15 protein-coding genes are annotated in these 18,711 nt (G+C 60.2%); 12 read left to right on the top strand and 3 right to left on the bottom strand.

The window, feature by feature from the left end; translation table 11 throughout:
• Nucleotides 1-3: 3 nt before the first annotated feature.
• Complete coding sequence (gene nadC, locus KSY82_RS05515) at nucleotides 4-864, top strand: carboxylating nicotinate-nucleotide diphosphorylase (RefSeq protein WP_217750490.1); 861 nt, start codon at nucleotides 4-6, stop codon at nucleotides 862-864.
• Complete coding sequence (locus KSY82_RS05510) at nucleotides 864-1,409, top strand: transcription repressor NadR (RefSeq protein ID WP_217750489.1); 546 nt, start codon at nucleotides 864-866, stop codon at nucleotides 1,407-1,409. Before nadC ends, KSY82_RS05510 begins: the two co-directional genes overlap by 1 nt.
• Nucleotides 1,410-1,498: 89 nt before the next feature.
• On the opposite strand, the gene KSY82_RS05505 is transcribed toward KSY82_RS05510, so the two are convergent.
• Nucleotides 1,499-1,750, bottom strand: coding sequence for a ferredoxin family protein (locus KSY82_RS05505; protein ID WP_158564522.1), 252 nt, complete (start codon nucleotides 1,748-1,750; stop codon nucleotides 1,499-1,501).
• A 443-nt stretch (nucleotides 1,751-2,193) separates the two neighbouring features.
• Here KSY82_RS05505 and dnaK point away from each other — a divergent pair, with 443 nt between their 5' ends.
• The 6 genes from dnaK to KSY82_RS05475 all read left to right on the top strand — a co-directional run bounded on the left by dnaK (nucleotide 2,194) and on the right by KSY82_RS05475 (nucleotide 10,176).
• Nucleotides 2,194-4,086 carry a molecular chaperone DnaK gene (dnaK, locus tag KSY82_RS05500; protein WP_055310046.1) on the top strand — a complete coding sequence of 631 codons (1,893 nt, stop codon included), beginning with the start codon at nucleotides 2,194-2,196 and terminating at the stop codon, nucleotides 4,084-4,086.
• 2 nt (nucleotides 4,087-4,088) lie between these two features.
• On the top strand, nucleotides 4,089-4,931 hold the full coding sequence (locus KSY82_RS05495) for a nucleotide exchange factor GrpE (protein ID WP_217750488.1): 843 nt from the start codon (nucleotides 4,089-4,091) through the stop codon (nucleotides 4,929-4,931).
• A gap of 107 nt (nucleotides 4,932-5,038) precedes the next feature.
• The gene (locus KSY82_RS05490; RefSeq protein WP_217750487.1) at nucleotides 5,039-6,004 is read left to right on the top strand and encodes a DnaJ C-terminal domain-containing protein; all 966 of its coding nucleotides are present in this window, start codon (nucleotides 5,039-5,041) and stop codon (nucleotides 6,002-6,004) included.
• A 73-nt stretch (nucleotides 6,005-6,077) separates the two neighbouring features.
• Complete coding sequence (locus KSY82_RS05485) at nucleotides 6,078-6,494, top strand: heat shock protein transcriptional repressor HspR (RefSeq protein ID WP_006235210.1); 417 nt, start codon at nucleotides 6,078-6,080, stop codon at nucleotides 6,492-6,494.
• Between the two features lie 442 nt (nucleotides 6,495-6,936).
• Nucleotides 6,937-9,237 (top strand): hydratase, encoded by a 2,301-nt coding sequence (locus KSY82_RS05480; RefSeq protein ID WP_217750486.1) that lies wholly within the window; start codon nucleotides 6,937-6,939, stop codon nucleotides 9,235-9,237.
• Between the two features lie 249 nt (nucleotides 9,238-9,486).
• A complete protein-coding gene (locus KSY82_RS05475) occupies nucleotides 9,487-10,176 on the top strand; it encodes a hypothetical protein (RefSeq protein ID WP_195502996.1) in 690 nt (229 codons plus the stop codon).
• Nucleotides 10,177-10,551: 375 nt separating this feature from the next.
• On the opposite strand, the gene KSY82_RS05470 is transcribed toward KSY82_RS05475, so the two are convergent.
• Nucleotides 10,552-11,220 (bottom strand): hypothetical protein, encoded by a 669-nt coding sequence (locus KSY82_RS05470; RefSeq protein ID WP_195544654.1) that lies wholly within the window; start codon nucleotides 11,218-11,220, stop codon nucleotides 10,552-10,554.
• 234 nt (nucleotides 11,221-11,454) lie between these two features.
• Between KSY82_RS05470 and KSY82_RS05465 the strand changes: the two genes are divergently transcribed.
• From KSY82_RS05465 to KSY82_RS05450, 4 genes are all read left to right on the top strand, one after another.
• The gene (locus KSY82_RS05465; protein ID WP_217750485.1) at nucleotides 11,455-12,126 is read left to right on the top strand and encodes a hypothetical protein; all 672 of its coding nucleotides are present in this window, start codon (nucleotides 11,455-11,457) and stop codon (nucleotides 12,124-12,126) included.
• 447 nt (nucleotides 12,127-12,573) lie between these two features.
• The gene (gene clpB / locus KSY82_RS05460) at nucleotides 12,574-15,201 is read left to right on the top strand and encodes an ATP-dependent chaperone ClpB (RefSeq protein WP_217750484.1); all 2,628 of its coding nucleotides are present in this window, start codon (nucleotides 12,574-12,576) and stop codon (nucleotides 15,199-15,201) included.
• A 133-nt stretch (nucleotides 15,202-15,334) separates the two neighbouring features.
• The gene (locus KSY82_RS05455) at nucleotides 15,335-15,529 is read left to right on the top strand and encodes a hypothetical protein (RefSeq protein WP_254881735.1); all 195 of its coding nucleotides are present in this window, start codon (nucleotides 15,335-15,337) and stop codon (nucleotides 15,527-15,529) included.
• A 245-nt stretch (nucleotides 15,530-15,774) separates the two neighbouring features.
• On the top strand, nucleotides 15,775-17,127 hold the full coding sequence (locus KSY82_RS05450; protein WP_217750482.1) for an ATP-binding protein: 1,353 nt from the start codon (nucleotides 15,775-15,777) through the stop codon (nucleotides 17,125-17,127).
• Nucleotides 17,128-17,200: 73 nt separating this feature from the next.
• Here the strand turns inward: KSY82_RS05450 and KSY82_RS05445 are convergent, their stop codons facing one another.
• Complete coding sequence (locus tag KSY82_RS05445) at nucleotides 17,201-18,703, bottom strand: hypothetical protein (RefSeq protein ID WP_217750481.1); 1,503 nt, start codon at nucleotides 18,701-18,703, stop codon at nucleotides 17,201-17,203.
• Between the last annotated feature and the right edge of the window lie 8 nt (nucleotides 18,704-18,711).

Below are 18,711 nucleotides of genomic sequence, written 5' to 3'. Positions count from 1 at the left end.
ACCATGAATCCCATTACCATGAAGCTCGTCGTCGATGATCTGATTTTGCAGGCCCTGCGCGAGGACATTACCTTTGAGGACGTGAGCACGGCGAGCGTGTGCCCCACGGCGCGCCCCGCCACGGTGGAGCTCATCGCCAAGGCCGACGGCATCATCGCCGGCCTGGATGTGTTCGCTCGCACCTTTGAGCTGCTGGATTCGCAGAGCTCGGTGCTGTTTGATGTCGTCGACGGCGACGAGGTGCACGCCGGCGACCACGTGGGCCAGGTGCGCGGCGACGCGCGCGTGTTGCTTTCGGGCGAGCGCGTGGCGCTCAACTATCTGCAGCGTATGAGCGGTATCGCCACCTACACGCACAACATGGCGGCGGCGCTCGAGGGTACCAAGACCGTGCTTGTCGACACGCGCAAGACCACGCCGGGCATGCGCGTCTTCGAGAAGGCCGCGGTCGAGATCGGCGGCGGCAGCAACCACCGTTACAACCTGTCGACGGCTGTCATGCTCAAGGACAACCACATCGACGCCGCCGGTGGTGTGACGCGTGCGATCGAGATGGCGCGCGCCCATGCATCGTTTACCACGACGGTCGAGATCGAGTGCGAGAACCTGGACATGGTGCGCGAGGCCGTGGAGGCCGGCGCCGATATCATCATGTTCGACAACATGACCCACGACGACATGGCTGCCGCGATTGAGCTTATCGCCGGCCGTGCCAAGACCGAGTGCTCGGGCAACGTGGATGCCAGCAATATCCGCGCGCTTGCCGACCTAGGCGTTGACTTTATTAGCTCGGGCGCCCTGACGCACTCTGCGCCGATTCTCGACCTCTCGCTCAAGCACCTGCGTCTGCTGGACGGTAAATAATGGACGCCCGCGAGCGTCGCCGTGCCATCATGGCCGTGCTCGAGAGCGCCAAAGATCCTGTCTCGGGCAGTGCGCTTGCCCGCGAGGTGGGCGTGAGCCGTCAGGTCGTGGTGCAGGACATCGCCCTGCTGCGCGCCGACGGGCACGATATCGTCGCCACCAATCGCGGCTATGTACTACAGGAGGCGGCGAGCAGCCCGGCTGTGCCCACGCGTCTGGTCAAGGTTCGCCACGGCGTGGAGCAAGCGGGCGATGAGCTTACGAGCATCGTCGACGCGGGCGGCGCCGTGCTCAACGTGATCGTCAACCACCGCGTGTACGGCAAGATTACGGCCGACCTGGACATCCGCAATCGTCGCGATGTTGAGCGCTACCTGCACGATATCGAGAGCGGTAAGAGCTTTCCGCTGCTGACGGTAACCAGCGGCTATCACTTCCACCGCATTGCGGCAGAAGACGAGCAAACTCTCGACGAGATCGAGACCATGCTCAAAGAGAAAGGCTACCTTGCCGATTTAATGCCCTACGAGGATGATTTGTCCTAGCACACATGCAAAAGGAGGCCTCCGCGGCGATGCGGAGGCCTCCTTTATTTGTGCACGGTGTACTTGTGAGTGTGCAAGTGGGGGAGTTGTTACTCCTCGACGATCTCGGTGATCGCGCCGGCGGGGCAAGCGTCCTGGCAAGCGCCACAGGCGACGCAGGAATCCTCGTCAGCGACGGTAGCGACGTCCTGGAGCTCCAGAACGCCAGCGGGGCAGGAGTCGACGCAAACGCCACAAGCGATGCACTCGTCGGCATCAATTACGGGATGAGCCATGGTAGTTTCCTCTCTGTTGACCGACGCTACAGGCGATGCGCGTCGGTTTGATTCGGGCAAAAACATACCACGGGAGCGACCGTTTGCAATACCCTCTGGCCGGCATCTTCATACCGTTCGCCGAGTATGCCACGGCTTACTAAAAAACATGCAGGTGAGGCCGTTGAGCTGCGCAAATGTTAGCTATAGGTGACTTGAAATATAGGGCGATTGAGCGTGCTTGCGGAAACCGCATCCCGTAATCCACGTCCAAAACGGGACACGGCTTCAGACCCGCACCTCAGCCAACTCTACATAGATCTCAATAGATCTGCCGAGAATTCAAACAACGCATCTACCTGCGCATTTAAGAACCTAAACTCTCAGCAATAAGAAATCTTATATGAATTGACTTAGATTTTGTATATTCCGGCCCATAAGGGGATACACTACATCCTGAAAGACAAGCCGAAGCGCCGCGCGACATATCGTCGAGTCGGTGCAAACGCACAAGAGAGAGGGAATTTCTAATGAGCAAGATTCTTGGTATCGACCTTGGTACTACTAACTCCGCAATGGCCGTTCTCGAGGGCGGTTCTCCGACCATTATCGTGAACGCCGAGGGCGACCGCACCACCCCGTCCGTCGTGGGCTTCCGTGCCGACGGCGACCGCGTCGTGGGTAAGGCCGCTAAGAACCAGGCTGTCACCAACCCCAAGAACACCGTGTTCTCCATCAAGCGCTTCATGGGCCGCAAGTACTCCGAGTGCACCTCCGAGATCAAGACCGTGCCGTATGAGGTCAAGGAGGGCCAGGGTGGCCGTGCCGTCGTCGACATCGAGGGCAAGGATTACACCGCCGAGCAGGTGAGCGCCATGACGCTCGCAAAGATGAAGGCCGACGCCGAGAAGTATCTGGGCGAGACCGTCACCGACGCCGTCATCACCGTCCCGGCCTACTTCAACGACGCCCAGCGTCAGGCCACCAAGGACGCCGGTAAGATCGCTGGCCTCAACGTCAAGCGTATCGTCAACGAGCCGACCGCTGCTGCTCTGGCCTATGGCCTGGACAAGCAGGGCACCGACCAGCGCATCCTGGTCTTCGACCTGGGCGGCGGCACCTTCGACGTCTCCATCCTCGACCTCGCCGACGGCGTGTTTGAGGTTCTGTCCACCTCGGGCGACAACCACCTGGGCGGCGACGACTGGGATCAGCGCGTCATCGATTGGATGGCCGATAAGTTCCAGCAGGAGAACGGTGTCGATCTGCGTCAGGACCCCATGGCCCTGCAGCGTCTGAAGGAGGCCGCCGAGAACGCCAAGAAGGAGCTCTCTGCCGCCCAGCAGACCACCATCAACCTGCCGTTCATTACCATGAACCAGTCCGGCCCGCTGCACCTCAACTACACGCTGACCCGCGCCGAGTTCGAGAAGATCACCCGCGACCTGCTCGAGCGCTGCAAGCAGCCTGTCACCAACGCCCTGCGCGACGCCAAGCTTAAGCTCTCCGATCTGACCGAGGTCATCCTCGTCGGCGGCTCCACCCGTATGCCCGCCGTTCAGGAGCTCGTCAAGACCATGACCGGCAAGCAGCCCAACATGTCCGTGAACCCCGACGAGGTCGTTGCCGACGGCGCTGCCGTCCAGGGCGGCGTGCTCACCGGCGACGTCGAGGGCATCCTGCTGCTCGACGTTACCCCGCTGTCGCTGGGCGTCGAGACCATGGGCGGCATCATGACCAAGATGATCGACCGCAACACCACGATCCCGACCTCCAAGACCGAGGTCTACTCCACCGCTGCCGACAACCAGACCAGCGTCGAGATCAACGTGCTCCAGGGCGAGCGCGAGCTTGCTCGCGACAACAAGTCGCTCGGTAAGTTCCAGCTGACCGGCATCCCGGCTGCCCGCCGCGGCGTGCCGCAGATCGAGGTCACCTTCGACATCGACGCCAACGGCATCGTCAAGGTCTCCGCTAAGGACAAGGGCACCGGCAAGGAGCAGCAGATCACCATTTCCGGCTCCACCGCTCTGTCCGACGACGAAGTCGATCGTATGGTCAAGGACGCCGAGGCTCATGCCGAGGAGGATAAGAAGCAGAAGGAAGAGGTCGAGGTCCGCAACCAGACCGACAGCCTGTGCTACTCCACCGAGCAGACCCTCAACGAGCTGGGCGACAAGGTTTCCGCCGACGTGAAGTCCAAGGCCGAGGCCGCTATCGCCGACGCCAAGAAGGCGCTCGAGGGCTCTGACGTCGAGGCCATCAAGGCCGCCGGCGAGTCCCTGCAGTCTGTGGCCTACGAGCTGGCCCAGGTTGTCTACGCCGACGCTCAGCAGCAGACCGACGGTGCCGCCGGTGCCCAGCCTGCCGACGATGACGTCGTCGACGCCGACTACGAGGTTGTGGACGACGAGGACAAGTAATCATGTCCGCCCGTAAAGCTCGCACGGAGGCGGCTGCCGCTGGCGCCGCCCCCGTTGACTCTGAGGAGAAGGACGTGAAGATTCCCGTAGAGGCCGCAGACGATACCGAGGCCAACGAGGCCGCGGCCGCCGAGGCTGTCGAGAACCAGGTAGAGGATTCCAACAAGGAGGCGACGATGACCGAGGACGAGATGGTGGAAGCTGCTATCCGCGCCGGTGAGGAAGCCGCCGACAACGACTTTAAGCTCAAGTTCGAGCAGGCTCAGAAAGAGCTTGCCGACGTGCGCAACGAGCTCGATGCTGCGGCAGAGGCCCAGAAGGCCGCCGAGGACAAGGCGAAGGACGCTACCGAGCGCACCGCCCGTCTGCAGGCCGACTGGGAGAACTTCCGTCGCCGCACCGCCAGCGAGCGTATCGCCGAGCGCGAGCGCGCGACCGAGAAGCTCGTCACCGCGCTGTTGCCGGTGGTCGACGATATCGAGCGTGCGATCGACCATGCCCGTAGCCAGGAGCTTGCCGACGACTTTAAGCAGTTCGTCGACGGCGTCGACGCGGTGCATGCCAAGCTGCTCGATGTGTTTGCGCACGAGGGCGTTGAGCCCATCGACCCCAAGGGCGAGGCGTTCGATCCGCTCGAGCACCAGGCCGTGGGTCGCGTCGAGGACGCGTCGCAGTACGACGAGACCGTCAACGACGTGTACCAGAAGGGCTACCGCATGGCGGACCGCATCCTGCGTTCCGCGATGGTGACGGTGACCTACGGTGGCGAGAAGCGCCCCGCACCGGAGCCCGAAGCGGCGCCCGAGGATGCTGCGGCCGATACGGCCGAGAGCACCGAGGAGTAATTGAGAAGGGCCCCGGGGCAACACCCGGGGCCCTTTCTGGCCTAGTGCCATATGAAAGTATGAGCCGCCGCCCGCTGGGCGACGGATGAAACAGGAGAGGAGCTACGATGGCTGCAGGCAAAACCTTCTATGACATCCTGGGCGTATCCAAGAGCGCCTCCGACAAAGAGATCAAGAGCGCGTTTCGCAAGCTCGCGCAAAAATATCACCCCGATGCCGGCGGCGACGAGGCCAAGTTCAAGGAGATCAGCGAGGCCTACGAGACGCTTTCGGACGAGAAGAAGCGCAAAGAGTACGACCAGATGCTCATGTTTGGCGGTATGCCGGGCGCAGGCGGCGCGTATGGCGGCGGCTACGGTGCCGGCGCGGGTGCCAGCGGCTGGGGCGACATCTTCGACAGCATCTTTAGCGGCAACGGCGCCTGGGGCGGCGATTGGGGCTCGGGCTTTGCCGGGGCTGCGGGCGCTGCCGGTGCCGGCGCGGGTCGCAGCCGCGCTCGCAAGGGCGGCGACCTGTCGCTGACCGTCGATGTAACGGCCGAGGACGCGTTTCGCGGCGTGACGCACAAGGTTACCTATCGCATTCCTTCGACAGGCGAGCAGCAGACCATTACGGTCTCGGTGCCTGCAGGCGCGGTCGACGGCGGCAAGCTGCGTTACAAACGTCGCGGCGAGTATGGCGTTGCCGGCGGCGAGCGCGGCGACCTGGTCGTGACCACGCATGTGGAGGAGCATCCGCTGTTTAAACGTAAAGGTGCCGACGTGACCATGGAGGTACCGGTCTCGGTCTATGAGGCGGCGCTCGGCTGCACGGTGGACGTGCCGACGCCCGGCGGTGCGACGGTTCGCCTGAAGGTGCCCGCGGGTACCCAGACGGGCAAGAAGTTCCGCTTTAAGGAAATGGGGGCGCCCGACGTTAAGCACCGTGGCCGCACAGGCGCGCTGCTCGTCGAGATTAAGGTGCAGGTCCCCACGAACCTGTCCGATGACGAGCGCGATGCCATGACCAAGCTGCGCGAGACCGACACGCGCGACTATCGCGAGAAGGTCAACCGTTACAAGGCGACGTACTAGTTTGGTCGCATGGCCCGCGGGCGGCCGCGGGCTTATGATGGATGAGGACGAGACGTAAAGGGGGCCGGGTAGTATGGCCGAGGACAATAGGAACAAACCGCTGTACATGATTAGCGTGGCGGCCGAGCTGACCGGTATGCACCCGCAGACCCTGCGCGTCTACGAGTCCAAGGGCTTGGTGAACCCCCAGCGCTCGGGAGGCAACACGCGTCTGTACTCGCGTGCCGATATCGAGCGCCTGGAACTCATCAACCAGCTTACCGACGAGGGTATCAACCTTGCCGGCGTGGTGCGTATCCTCGATATGAAGGAGCGTGCCGAAGAGCGCGAGCGCGAGAACGAAAAGCTCCGTGCCCGCGTGCGTCAGCTCGAGGACGAGCTGCACGAATACAAGATGCAGAAGAAGATCACCGCCCTGGCCCCGCGCGACGGCTCAGTCAACCCCGAGCAAGTCATGCGCAAACTTTTGGGCGCCGGCGGGGATCTCTAGGTTACGGCGTTTTACCAAACGCCGTAACCGGCCGACGCTGCGCGCCGCCCAGGGCGACAATTTGTCATTCAAAAGGCGAGGCATGACCAGAAGGTCAATGCCTCGCCTTTTTCATGCCAACTTGTTCGCCCTGGACGTCGCTCGCTGTCCGTCCTCTACCTGCGGCGTTGCCTTGCTCCGGATGCGGTAGTCATTGGGGACGTTCTTAAATGAGTGGTCAAGGGGGACACTCTTGCGGCACTTGGCACTTGGGGACGTTCCTTTTGTGCCGGCACTTTGGGACACTCCTTGTCAAGAGAGTGATGCAAGGGGGGCTTATCCTTTACTTTACTGAGATAAAGTGAACGTGTAGATTCGCAACCCACTCGCAACTGTTCTATGGCACGATATTGAACGAATGTATGCTATGCGCCCAAATCTTTTGGGCAGAGTGGGAGACAGTATGGTCAAGCTGTACGAGGACGGCATCTACCTGCGCGGCGGCAGCGAAGTTGTGCCTGCGGCCGAGGCTGCCGAGCGCGGTATTACGCAGGCGCCCGAGGATGCCAAGCGTGGCACCATCGCGTATTCGATCCTTCAGGCACACAACACGTCCGGCGACCCCGAGGCGCTCAAGATTCGCTTCGACGCCATGGCGAGCCACGACATCACCTTTGTCGGCATCATCCAGACGGCGCGCGCCTCGGGCATGGAGCAGTTCCCGCTGCCCTACGTGCTCACCAACTGCCATAACTCGCTGTGCGCCGTGGGCGGCACCATCAACGAGGACGACCACGTCTTTGGTCTCTCGGCTGCTAAGAAGTACGGCGGCATCTTCGTCCCGCCGCACATCGCCGTCATCCACTCCTTTATGCGTGAGAACTTCGCCGGTTGCGGCAAGATGATCCTGGGTTCCGACTCGCACACCCGCTATGGCGCCCTGGGCACCATGGCCGTGGGCGAGGGCGGCGGCGAGCTGGCGAAGCAACTGCTGCGCGACACCTACGACGTTGCCTATCCCGGCGTTGTAGCCATCTACCTCACGGGTGCCCCACGTCCCGGCGTCGGCCCGCACGACGTAGCGCTCGCCATCATCCGCGCCGTCTTTGCCAAGGGCTACGTCAAGAACAAGGTAATGGAGTTCGTGGGCCCCGGCATCGCGAGCATGACGACCGACTACCGCAGCGGCGTCGACGTTATGACCACCGAGACCACCTGCCTGTCGAGCATTTGGGCCACCGACGAGGACACGCACGCGTTTTTGACCATGCACGGCCGCGGCGACGACTACCGCGAGCTCAAGCCCGCCGATGTTGCCTACTACGACGGCTGCGTCGAGGTCGATCTGTCGAGCATCAAGCCCATGATCGCGCTGCCGTTCCATCCTTCCAACGGCTTTGAGATTGACGAGCTCAACGAGAACCTCGAGGACATCCTGCATGAGGTGGAGTTTGAGGCCGCCAAGATTGGCGAGGGCAAGACGCACTTTACCCTGCTCGACAAGATCGTCGACGGCAAGCTGCACGTGCAGCAGGGCGTTATCGCCGGCTGCTCGGGCGGCAACTACGACTCCGTGGTCCAGGCTGCCCGCGTGCTCAAGGGCGCCAACACCGGCTGCGGCGAGTTCTCGCTGTCGGTCTACCCCACGAGCCAGCCCGTGGCACTCGAGCTTACACGCCGCGGCTATATCTACGACCTTATGGAGGCCGGCGCGATTGTGCGCACGGCGTTCTGCGGCCCGTGCTTCGGCGCCGGCGACACGCCTGCCAACAACGGCCTGTCCATACGCCACACCACGCGCAACTTCCCCAACCGCGAGGGTTCCAAGCCGGGTAATGGCCAGCTGAGCGCCGTGGCCCTGATGGACGCCCGCTCCATTGCGGCGACGGCTGCCAACGGCGGCATCCTGACGCCGGCGACCGATCTGCCCAAGGAGACTTGGGATGAGGCCTGCGAGTACACCTTTGACGACGCGCCGTACAAAAAGCGCGTGTACTGGGGCTTTGGCAAGGCTGAGCCGGCCGACGAGCTGGTCGAGGGTCCCAACATCAAGCCGTGGCCCGCGATGGAGCCTCTCGGCGACGACATCCTGCTCAAGGTGTGCTCCAAGATCATGGATCCGGTCACCACAACCGACGAGCTCATTCCTTCGGGCGAGACGAGCTCCTTCCGCTCCAACCCGCTGGGTCTGGCCGAGTTTACGCTCAGCCGCCGCGATCCGGCCTACGTGGGTCGCTCCAAGGAGGTCGACGCGGTGGAGAAGCGTCGCGTGGCCGGCGAGTCCGCGGGTGACCTGGCGGCACTCGATGCTGAGCTTGCCAGCGTGTTTGAGGCACTGGCCGGTGCGGGCGTCGCGGCCGATGCCAAGGCGACTGAGTACGGCTCCATGCTCTATGCCAAGAAGCCCGGTGACGGTTCTGCCCGCGAGCAGGCCGCGAGCTGCCAGCGCGTGATCGGCGGCCTGGCCAACATCGTCCACGAGTACGCCACCAAGCGCTATCGCTCCAACGTGATGAACTGGGGCATGGTGCCCTTCCAGATGGAGGCCGAGCCCAACTTTGAGGTGGGCGACTACGTCTTTGTGCCGGGTATCCGCGCCGCGCTCGACGGCGACCTGAAGGACATCGCCGCCTACGTGGTGCGCGCCGACGGTGTGGTCGAGCAGATTGAGCTCTACATCGCCGATATGACGGCCGAGGAGCGCGCCATCGTCAAGTCCGGCTGCCTGATCAACTACAACAAGTTCAAGGCCGCTGCCGAGTAACGCACATACTTGTCCGCCCCGGTTATACCTTTCCCTGCCGCTCACGCGCTTCGCGAGGGTCGCGTCAGAGAAAGGTATAACCGGGGCTACTTGTTAAGTGCTGCTCGTTGGGTCTTGAGGGCGCTAAAATCGAGGTTGCAACTCTCCTCTATGGGGGAGTGCGCCTTTGTTCATATGCTATCTAGAATTGACAGTATGAAGTTGGCGCTTTAAAGTGAGCTCAAAACACTCTCGTTTGTGGAGTTGAAGATGAAGCGTTGCACTTCTGTTTTGTTGCTGTTGGTGGCTTGCGTCGTCGCTGCTGCGGGCGTGGTCCTATTTGGCTCGCTTATCTTCTATGGGCCGAGTGGGGTTGAGCAGACGGTTGAGATGGCGTCCCTTGTTGCATCGATGCCCGGGCAAATGATTTCGGACGTTACAAAGCCCGATGAGATAACGCTCGATATCGAGGAAACGCCGGGCATTCTAAGCATAAGCAACTACCCCATGATTGAACTTGGCTCGTCTCGCTATACCAAGGACGAGAAGTTGTCCCGACAGGCGCTGGACTTGCTAAACGGGCGTTCGTTCAAACGCTGGGACGGTTGGGATGCCTATGAGCGCCGACGTGGTTCTGTGAACGGTGGCTACTATACAACGCTGAAGTTGTATTCATCTGATGGCAAACTGATGCGCACCGTTAACTACAATCCGGAATACGCAAAAGCCGGAGGTGGGGACGGCGTCTATATCCAAGATGGCGGCGTGACCTACATTCTTGAAGGCGACCAGCAGCAGGTGATCGATTTTTTGGATCGTTGCGTGATGGACGCGTACGACCAGACCTGCCTGCCCGACCCGCAGACTGCACGCGATGGTGGATCTGCTCGTACATGGCTATTCGAGGATGAGATGCCCTGGACCGCCGAATCGGGAAGCACGGGCTCGGCAAAAGAGTAGAGAACGCGACCACCACAAAGGTGCCCCTTTGCGGTGGTTTTCAGTCTGTCTCGATCTGTAACATCTGGGCCGTTAAAAGTGGGCTTGGTGTTGCAGATTTAGATTATCGATTCGGGTGTCTTCTGTTTATCTCGATCTGTAACAGGTGGACCCTTATTTGCCGAGTAGTTGTTACAGATTTAGACAAACGGGCGCTGCCGATCATTTCATCTCAATCTGTAACATCTGGGGTCAAAAACGGCCGCTAGATGTTACAGATCGAGACAGATGAGCGCCGGAGTCGAAAATCACCACAAAGGTGCCTGTCCCCTTTGTGGTGGTGGGGGGCGGGCTCGATGTTATTGTGATCGCTGGGCAGCATTTTAATGAATGTCTCTACAGGATTTCATCTGGGGTGGCGGGTTTGGTTGTTTTGGGGATGCCGAGTTTGGACGACGCGAAATCGTCAACATTGTCCTTAATTCCGTCTTTGGTGTAGACGGTGACCATATAGGTGCTGTGTCCGAATTCGCTCTTGTCGCGTGTTGCCCAGGCCTGCCAGTAGGCGGCCCCACTTCGCCCTTCGATTTTTCCGACACGGCGGAGTTCTGTTCGCTTTAATTTCTGGTTGCTATAGATGGTTCGACCGTCCTCCTCGGTGAGCCCGCACTGTCCAAGCATCTTGTCGAGGACTTGGTTCATGTGGCGCTCATCGGTGTTTGGTGCGTAGTCGTAGGCGAGGGTGATGGAGTCGAGTGGCTGGTCGTCGATCAGATAGTTTAGCGCCTGAGGTTCAAGGCAGAAATGGGGGGAGCATCCGTCGATCTGACCGAGCAGTGGCAACTTTGACTGCCAAAATCCGGTGGGAATTCTATCTTCGTAAAACACGCCGCGGCAGATAAAGGAGAGCGAGGTGGCACGCGAGCCGGCGTCGACCATCCCGCACAAATCGAAGGGCGAGGCGATACCGAGAGAAAAGGGCGTGATGACGATAAGGAAGAGCATCACGATGGGTACGGCGAGAATGGCGATGACGTTGCGACCGGTGGAATGAGACGGCTTCATATGATCTCCCCGAAACAAAAAGCTGTTGAGGATAGATAGAAATAGATAAATTCAGATAACAAATTAAGTTTAATCTCATGGCGTGAGATGGTCGACCGTTAGCGTCGAAACCCACCACAAAGGTGCCTGTCTCCTTTGTGGTGGTGGGGAGCGAGCGGCTTCTTTTGGTGATAGTGTTAGCTGACGGTATCATTAGGGCAAATGACGCAGATCTGCATTGCGAGGTGTTTTGCTGTGAGTCGCTCTGCCCGTATTGGATTGATTGCTCTGGCGCTTGCGATCGCCGTGGTTGGTGTGGGCGTTGTCGGTATGGCATTTCTGCCTGCTGCGGTGACGGAGCCGGTGGTTAAGCCTGTGACTCAATCAGTCGAACTTCTGACCGGCGACGAAAAACCCGAGACCATTACTGTTGATTTTGATGAGCAGCCGGCTGTGCTGGGTATTAGCAATTATCCGAGTATTCAGCTTGGGGCCATGCGCTATACCACGGATACAAGCCTGATCGATAGGGCGTCCGAGCTACTCAAGGGCAAAACATTTAAGCGTTGGTACGGATATGCGTCCTATCGGGCAAAAGCGAACGACATGGTTGGCGGATGTCACTCTTCCATCGAGCTGGACACTGCAAACGGCGCAAAGTTATGTGATGTCTCGTACGATCCGGGTTACGAGGGCAATGAGGGTCCGGGTATTTACATCATGGCCGGCGATGCAGCCTATGTCATGGAGGGCGACCAGGCCGAGCTCAACGATTTTATGGGTCAGTGTATCCAAGATGCCTATGAACAGACCTGCTTGCCCGACCCGCAGACTGCACGCGATAGTGGGTCTGCTCGTACATGGCTATTCGAGGATGAGATGCCCTGGAGCGGCGAATCGGGAAGCACGGGTTCGGTAAGTAAATAGAGACTGCAACCACTACAAAGGTACCCGTCCCCTTTGTAGTAGTTCTCGGTTTGTCTCGATCTGTAACATCTTGGCCGCTAAAAGTGGGCCTGGTGTTACAGATTTAGATTTTCGATTCGGGCGTCTTCTGTTTGTCTCAATCTGTAACAGATAGGGCCCTATTTGCCGAGTAGTTGTTACAGATTTAGATAAACGGGCGCCGCTGAGCATTTCATCTCGATCTGTAACATCTAGGATCAAAAATGGCTGCTAGATGTTACAGATCGAGATGGTGGTGCGCCTGGGCGGCGGCGGGCTGACATCTCAGTACCCTATCCATCAATCACTCAGAAAATCTTATATATAGAGACTTAGATTTGTGTATAAGATCGTGCAAAGCTGGCAACAATACTTCTCGAACAACGTGAAGCCGCCCCGTAGGGCGGCCGCCCCAAGAGAGGTGATTCCATGAGAATCGATAAACTAGCTATGACGTCGCGCGAGGCGCTGCAGACCGCCATGAGCACGGCTGCCGATGCACAGGCCGGCGCGGTGGAGCCGATTCACCTGCTGTCTGCCCTGCTCGGTGCCGGCGAGCGCAATATCTCCGTGATCATCGAGCGTATCGGTGCCGACCCGGCCCAGCTCGCACGCTCCACACAAGATGCCATCGACCGCGCGCCCAAGGTTTCGGGCGAGGGTCAGCAGATGGGCCTGTCCAACGAGCTCGTCCGCGTCATCGAAAAGGCCGAGAAGAAGGCCACCAAGATGGGCGACAGCTTTGTGGTGACCGAGCATCTGCTGATGGCGCTTGCCGAGGACAAGGGCGAGGCGGGCCGCGTGCTGCGCGACGCCGGCGTCACCAAGGAGCGTATCGAGCAGGTCTACGAGGAGCTGCGTGGCGATGACCGCGTGACGTCCGCCGAGGACAAGACCCAGTTTGAGGCGCTGGAACAGTACGGCCGCAATATCTGCGACCTTGCCCGCGCCGGCAAGCTCGACCCGGTCATTGGCCGTACCGACGAGATCCGTCGCACCATTCAGGTCCTGTCCCGCCGCACCAAGAACAACCCCGTGCTCATCGGCGAGCCGGGTGTCGGCAAGACGGCCATCGTCGAGGGCATCGCCCAGCGTATCGTGGCCGGCGACGTGCCGAGTACCCTGCGCGACCGCGACCTTATCGAGCTCGACATGAGCGCGCTGGTCGCCGGCGCTAAGTACCGCGGCGAGTTCGAGGACCGCTTGAAGGCTGTGCTCAAGGAGGTACAGAAGTCCGAAGGCAAGGTCATCCTGTTCATCGATGAGCTCCACACCATCGTGGGCGCGGGTGCCACCGAGGGCTCCATGGACGCCGGCAACATCCTCAAGCCGGCGCTCGCCCGTGGCGACCTGCACGCGATTGGCGCGACCACGCTCGACGAATACCGCAAGTACATCGAGAAGGACGCGGCGCTCGCCCGTCGTTTCCAGACCGTGATGGTCTCCGAGCCTACCGTCGAGGACACCATTTCGATCCTGCGTGGCCTCAAGGAGAAGTACGAGATCTTCCACGGTGTGCATATCACCGATAGCGCGCTCGTGGCAGCTGCCGACCTCTCCGATCGCTACATCGCCGACCGCTTCCTGCCCGACAAGGCCATCGATTTGGTCGATGAGGCGGCAAGCCGCCTGCGCATGGAACTCGACAGCATGCCGGTCGAGATCGACGCCACCACGCGTCAGCTCACTCAGCTGCAGATCGAGGAACAGGCGCTCATGAAAGAGACCGATGACGCCTCCAAGGAGCGTCTGGAGGCCCTGCGCCAGGAGATTGCCGAGGTCCAGGAAAAACTCAACGTGCAAAAGGCCGGCTGGCTCAACCAGAAGAACGCCATTGACCACGTGCAGGAGCTTAAGAGCCAGCTTGACGAGGCCAAGAGCGAGGAGGAGCGCGCGACGCGCAACGGCGATTTGGGTCGTGCGTCCGAGCTGCGCTACTCCGTGATTCCGGGCCTGCAGCAGCAGATTCAGGATTCCGAGGCCGCGCTCGAGGCACAAAAGCAGCAGGACGGCGAGGGCCTCAACGAGCAGGTGACCTCCGACGAGATCGCCGAGGTCGTGAGCGCCTGGACCGGCGTGCCCGTGTCCAAGATGATGCAGGGCGAGCTCGACAAGTTGAAGGGCCTGGAGGGCGAGCTGCATAAGCGCGTCATCGGTCAGGATGAGGCCGTCTCCGCCGTTGCCGCGGCCGTGCGCCGCAGCCGTGCGGGTCTCTCCGATCCGGACAAGCCCATCGGCAGCTTCTTCTTCCTGGGCCCCACCGGTGTAGGCAAGACCGAGCTCGCCAAGGCGCTGGCCGAGTGCCTGTTCGATGACGAGCGCGCGCTCGTGCGTATCGACATGTCCGAATACATGGAGAAGTTCAGCGTCCAGCGTCTGATCGGTGCGCCCCCGGGATACGTGGGCTACGACGAGGGCGGCCAGCTCACCGAGGCCGTGCGCCGTCGCCCGTACTCCGTAATCTTGCTCGACGAGATGGAGAAGGCTCATCCTGATGTCTTCAACGTGCTGTTGCAGGTGCTCGACGACGGCCGTCTGACCGATGGCCAGGGTCGTCAGGTGTCCTTCAAGAACACGATCATCATCATGACGTCTAACGTGGGCTCCAAGGCTATCGCTGAGCTTTCCGGCAAGGACGAGGAGGAGATGCGCCATCAGGTCGACGCGGCCATGGCTCAGACCTTCCGCCCCGAGTTCCTCAACCGTATCGATGATATCGTGGTGTTCCATCCGCTTGGCATGGCGCAGATCGAGAAGATCGTCGACATTCAGCTCGCCGACGTCCGCGCGCGTCTGGCCAAGGAACGCATGACGCTTGCCATCACCCCGGCGGCCAAGCAGCTGCTCGCCGTGGGCGGCTTGGACCCGGTCTTTGGTGCCCGTCCGCTCAAGCGTCTGGTGCAGCGTGAGGTTGTCGATGCCATCGCAGCGGCCATCATCGACGGCACGGTGCGCGAGGGCGATCAGGTGACGGTCGATGTCGACAAGGACGGCGGCTTTACCGTCGTGTGCGATAACACGCCGGCGGCCACCTACGAGGTTCCCGACGCCGAGTAGATTTTGGGCAATGCCTTAAAATCTGCCAGTCGTCTCTAAACGCCAAGGGCGGTGGATCCAATCGGGTCCGCCGCCCTTTTTCGTGCGACAATCGATGATGTTGAACATGAGCACATGGCAAGGAGATATGCAGATGAAAAACGAGAACGAGACGAACGTGCCGACGACCGATGTTGCGCCCGCCGCACCCAAGCCTGCGCCTAAGCCGGCACCCAAGCCGCGCGACCCTTTCATTCGTGCCGAGAACGAGGACGACGACGGCTACGATCCCTACAGCGATCGCCGCCCCGAGCGCGAGCCGATGTTCGAAGCCGATCCCTGGCGCTAAAGTAGCTAATTTAGGACGGGGCTTTTTTAACTACTTTTGCCGTCTTGCCTGCCCATCCTCAAAGTAGCTAAAAGAGCCCCGTCCCAAAAGACTGTCCTGGGTGTCGCGGGCGACTAGCTCTGGGCCTTGATGCTTTGCAGCAGAAAAACTTGATTATCTACTAATCAAGTTACACGCAATCTTGCTCTCTTGCTAATCAAGAGGCAGTATAATCTTGATTAGATAGAGAGCAAGATTGGAGAATCATGGCATTCAACGACTTGATCGCCCAGAAAATAAAGGACTTTGAACAGCAGGGGGTTCCGCAGGTCTTTGAGCGAGACCTTGATCTAGGAAACCCACAGGAGCCAAAGCGCGACAACATCGTAAATGTGATTGTGGGGGCCCGCCGTTGTGGAAAGACGTATCGCCTGTATCAGGAGATGCGGCGGCTTCAGAGCCGGGGCGTCGAGCTTGACCGGATGCTTTACTTCAATTTTGAGGATGAGCGCTTGCGCCCGTATGAGCCATCGCTGCTGGCGGACGTGATCGACACGTTCTATGCGCTGTATCCTGCTGCTCGAACCGAGGGCGCTTACATTTTCTTTGACGAGATCCAGGAAATTCCCGAATGGGGTGCGTTTCTGCGGCGTGTAGTCGATACGGAGAAAGCGACCGTCTATGTGACGGGATCTTCTTCCAAGATGCTGTCCTCAGAACTTAAGAGCGAGTTCAGGGGTCGTTCTCTTGTGCGAGAGCTTTTTCCGTTGAGTTTTTCGGAATACGTTCGATATAAGACGGGGAGCGTTCCCGAGCCAGATGCGACCTTTTCCCCGAGCGATGCAGCGCTGCTTCGGCATCATCTGATCGGGTATCTTGAACGAGGGGGATTCATTGCGACACTTGAGCAGACGCCTGCAGACGCGATTCAGCTGCTACAGGAATATGCTTCGCGAACGGTCGCCATGGACGTCGTTGAACGTTACGACGTCAAGAACCCTCGCCTGGCATCGCTGTTCTTGACGCGGTGTATGGCATCTTCGGGACGAGAGCTGTCAGTGAACAAAGTGTACAACGAGTTCAAGAGCAGACAGATACCCGTCAGTCGTAATTCGCTCAGTGACTTACTTGAGTATTATGAGGACGCCTACCTGTTATTTTCTGTGCCGGAGTTCACGCGTTCACTGGCAAATAACATGCGGTCTGCGTCTAAGGTCTACGCTGTCGACCCTGCGATGTTTGGAGCATTCTCTCCCGCATCGGCATTGGACCAGGGCCAGAGGCTCGAGACCGCAGTGTTCAATGCGCTAAGAAGAAGGACTCCCGCGGTGAGGACCGGCTCGGTCTGCCGCCTGCTAATCAAAGAGAAGAGCAAAAGCCATGAGGTGGACTTTGTGGCTGGGGACGCGCTTCTCATGCGGGCTTATAGCCTGATTCAGGTGAGTGCGGATATGGCAAGTGAGAAAACGCGCGAGCGCGAAATTGCCGCGCTTGATGCCTCGATGGCCCAGTTCGATCTTGGCGAGTCGGCAATCGTTACCATGGATGAACAGACCGATATTCCATGCGAGCACGGTGTGGTACACGTTATGCCCGCATGGAAGTGGCTCCTTGCCTAATCATCTATGGACCTGTGGGGTCAGGACCTCCTGGCTCCTTCATCACAGTTGGGGAGCACCTTGCTGCGCCAGGCTAGTCCTGGGCTTTGATGCTCGGCAGCAGGATCTGCGCGAGGTAGTCGGTCTCGAGTTTGGTCGCGGCGTCTGCGTTGCCGTGTTTGCCAACCAGGTCGTTCTTGATCTGACTATAGGTGTAGCGGTTGCCGGTCGTCAGCTCGACAAGCTCAATGGCCGTGTCCATGGGGTAGGTCGACACGGGGTCTTGCATGCGCCCGTTGATGGTCTGGGGCACCACATACGGATAGACGGGGCCGCTGGCGTAGACCGTGTAGCCGTTGCCAAGGTTTGCCGCACCCAAAACCGTATCACCCTCATCGGGCGTAAAGCTTTCGCCGTCGCGCACTGCGACGATCGTCACGATCGGCGTATTGCTGTCGCCGGCCAGATAGATGCACAGCGTGCTGCCGTTTTGCCAAGTCGCGACTTTGCCGTACCACTCGACGGGGATATCGAGCTGATACAGATCCGTCGCCTTATGCCGAGCATCGGCATCGCGCGCGGCCTGCGCCTTGCGGGAGCTCACGGCGTTGACGGCGGCGTCACGGCGCGCGGTTGCCGCCTGCTGGAGTACCTTTGCGACTGCGGCGGAGCTCACCCCGCCCTCCTCGGCGTACTTGGCGGCGGCATCGATCTGGTCGTCAGTCACCGTGTCGGCCGAAGGCACCTTGAGCTTAAAGGTGGCCTGGGCACTCAGATCCTGTCCGTCGCTCTTGATCGTGACCTGCGCCTTGGTGGTCGGCACGGTATAGACGGTGCCGTCGGACGCGATGGGGGAGGCGGCAATGGAGAGCGTGTAATCGCCGGGTAGCAGTTTGATGCCACGGCCGTGCTCGTCAACATAGAGCGTTTCGCTCACAGAAGAACCGTCGGAATCCTGCCCGCTCACCTGTACGGGAATCTTGGAACCAGTTGAGCAGTCGAGGCCCGTGGCATGCACGCCAATCTGCACCGACATCATCGTGTGTGCACTGGCGGCGACAGCGGCAGCCTGCTCTTGCTGATATCCGTTCCAGGCAGCATAGCCTGCGCCGCCGGCGACGAGCGCGACGGCCACAACGCCAGCGACCATCAGATTGCGGCGCTTGGGCGACATCTTGCGATGACGAACCTCGGCCTCGCGTGCCGAGGGAACGGACGGCAGGGGAATATCGCCCATGGCGATGGTCTCGTCCACGGCAGGCGCGGAGCCTAAGCCAGGGAGCTCGCGGGTCAGCGAATCTTCGGCCGGCAAGCTGTCGAGCAAGATGGTTTCCTCGCTCGTGTCGGATTTGGGCTGGTCGTCGGCCTCGCATTCGGATTCCTCGTGCCTCGCCTCGTCTTCGGTGGGCGCGGCGCCATCGTCTTTTGCATCCTGATCATCGGGCTGCGCCTCGATTTCCGGCTCATCCTGCACATCAACGCTCGAATCGTCAAACGCAATCTCGGCCAGCGCGATCTGGTCTAGGCTCTCCAGGGCCTCGGCGCATGCTTCTGCATCTTGGGCCGCATCCTCTTGGCCCATCGTCTCATCATTCATATATCCCC

The sequence above is a fragment of the Collinsella aerofaciens genome (genome assembly GCF_019131995.1).
In the GTDB taxonomy this organism is placed as follows: Bacteria; Actinomycetota; Coriobacteriia; order Coriobacteriales; family Coriobacteriaceae; genus Collinsella; species Collinsella aerofaciens_S.
The sequence above is the reverse complement of the archived record's forward strand: the minus strand, read 5'-3'. Positions and strand labels throughout refer to the sequence as shown.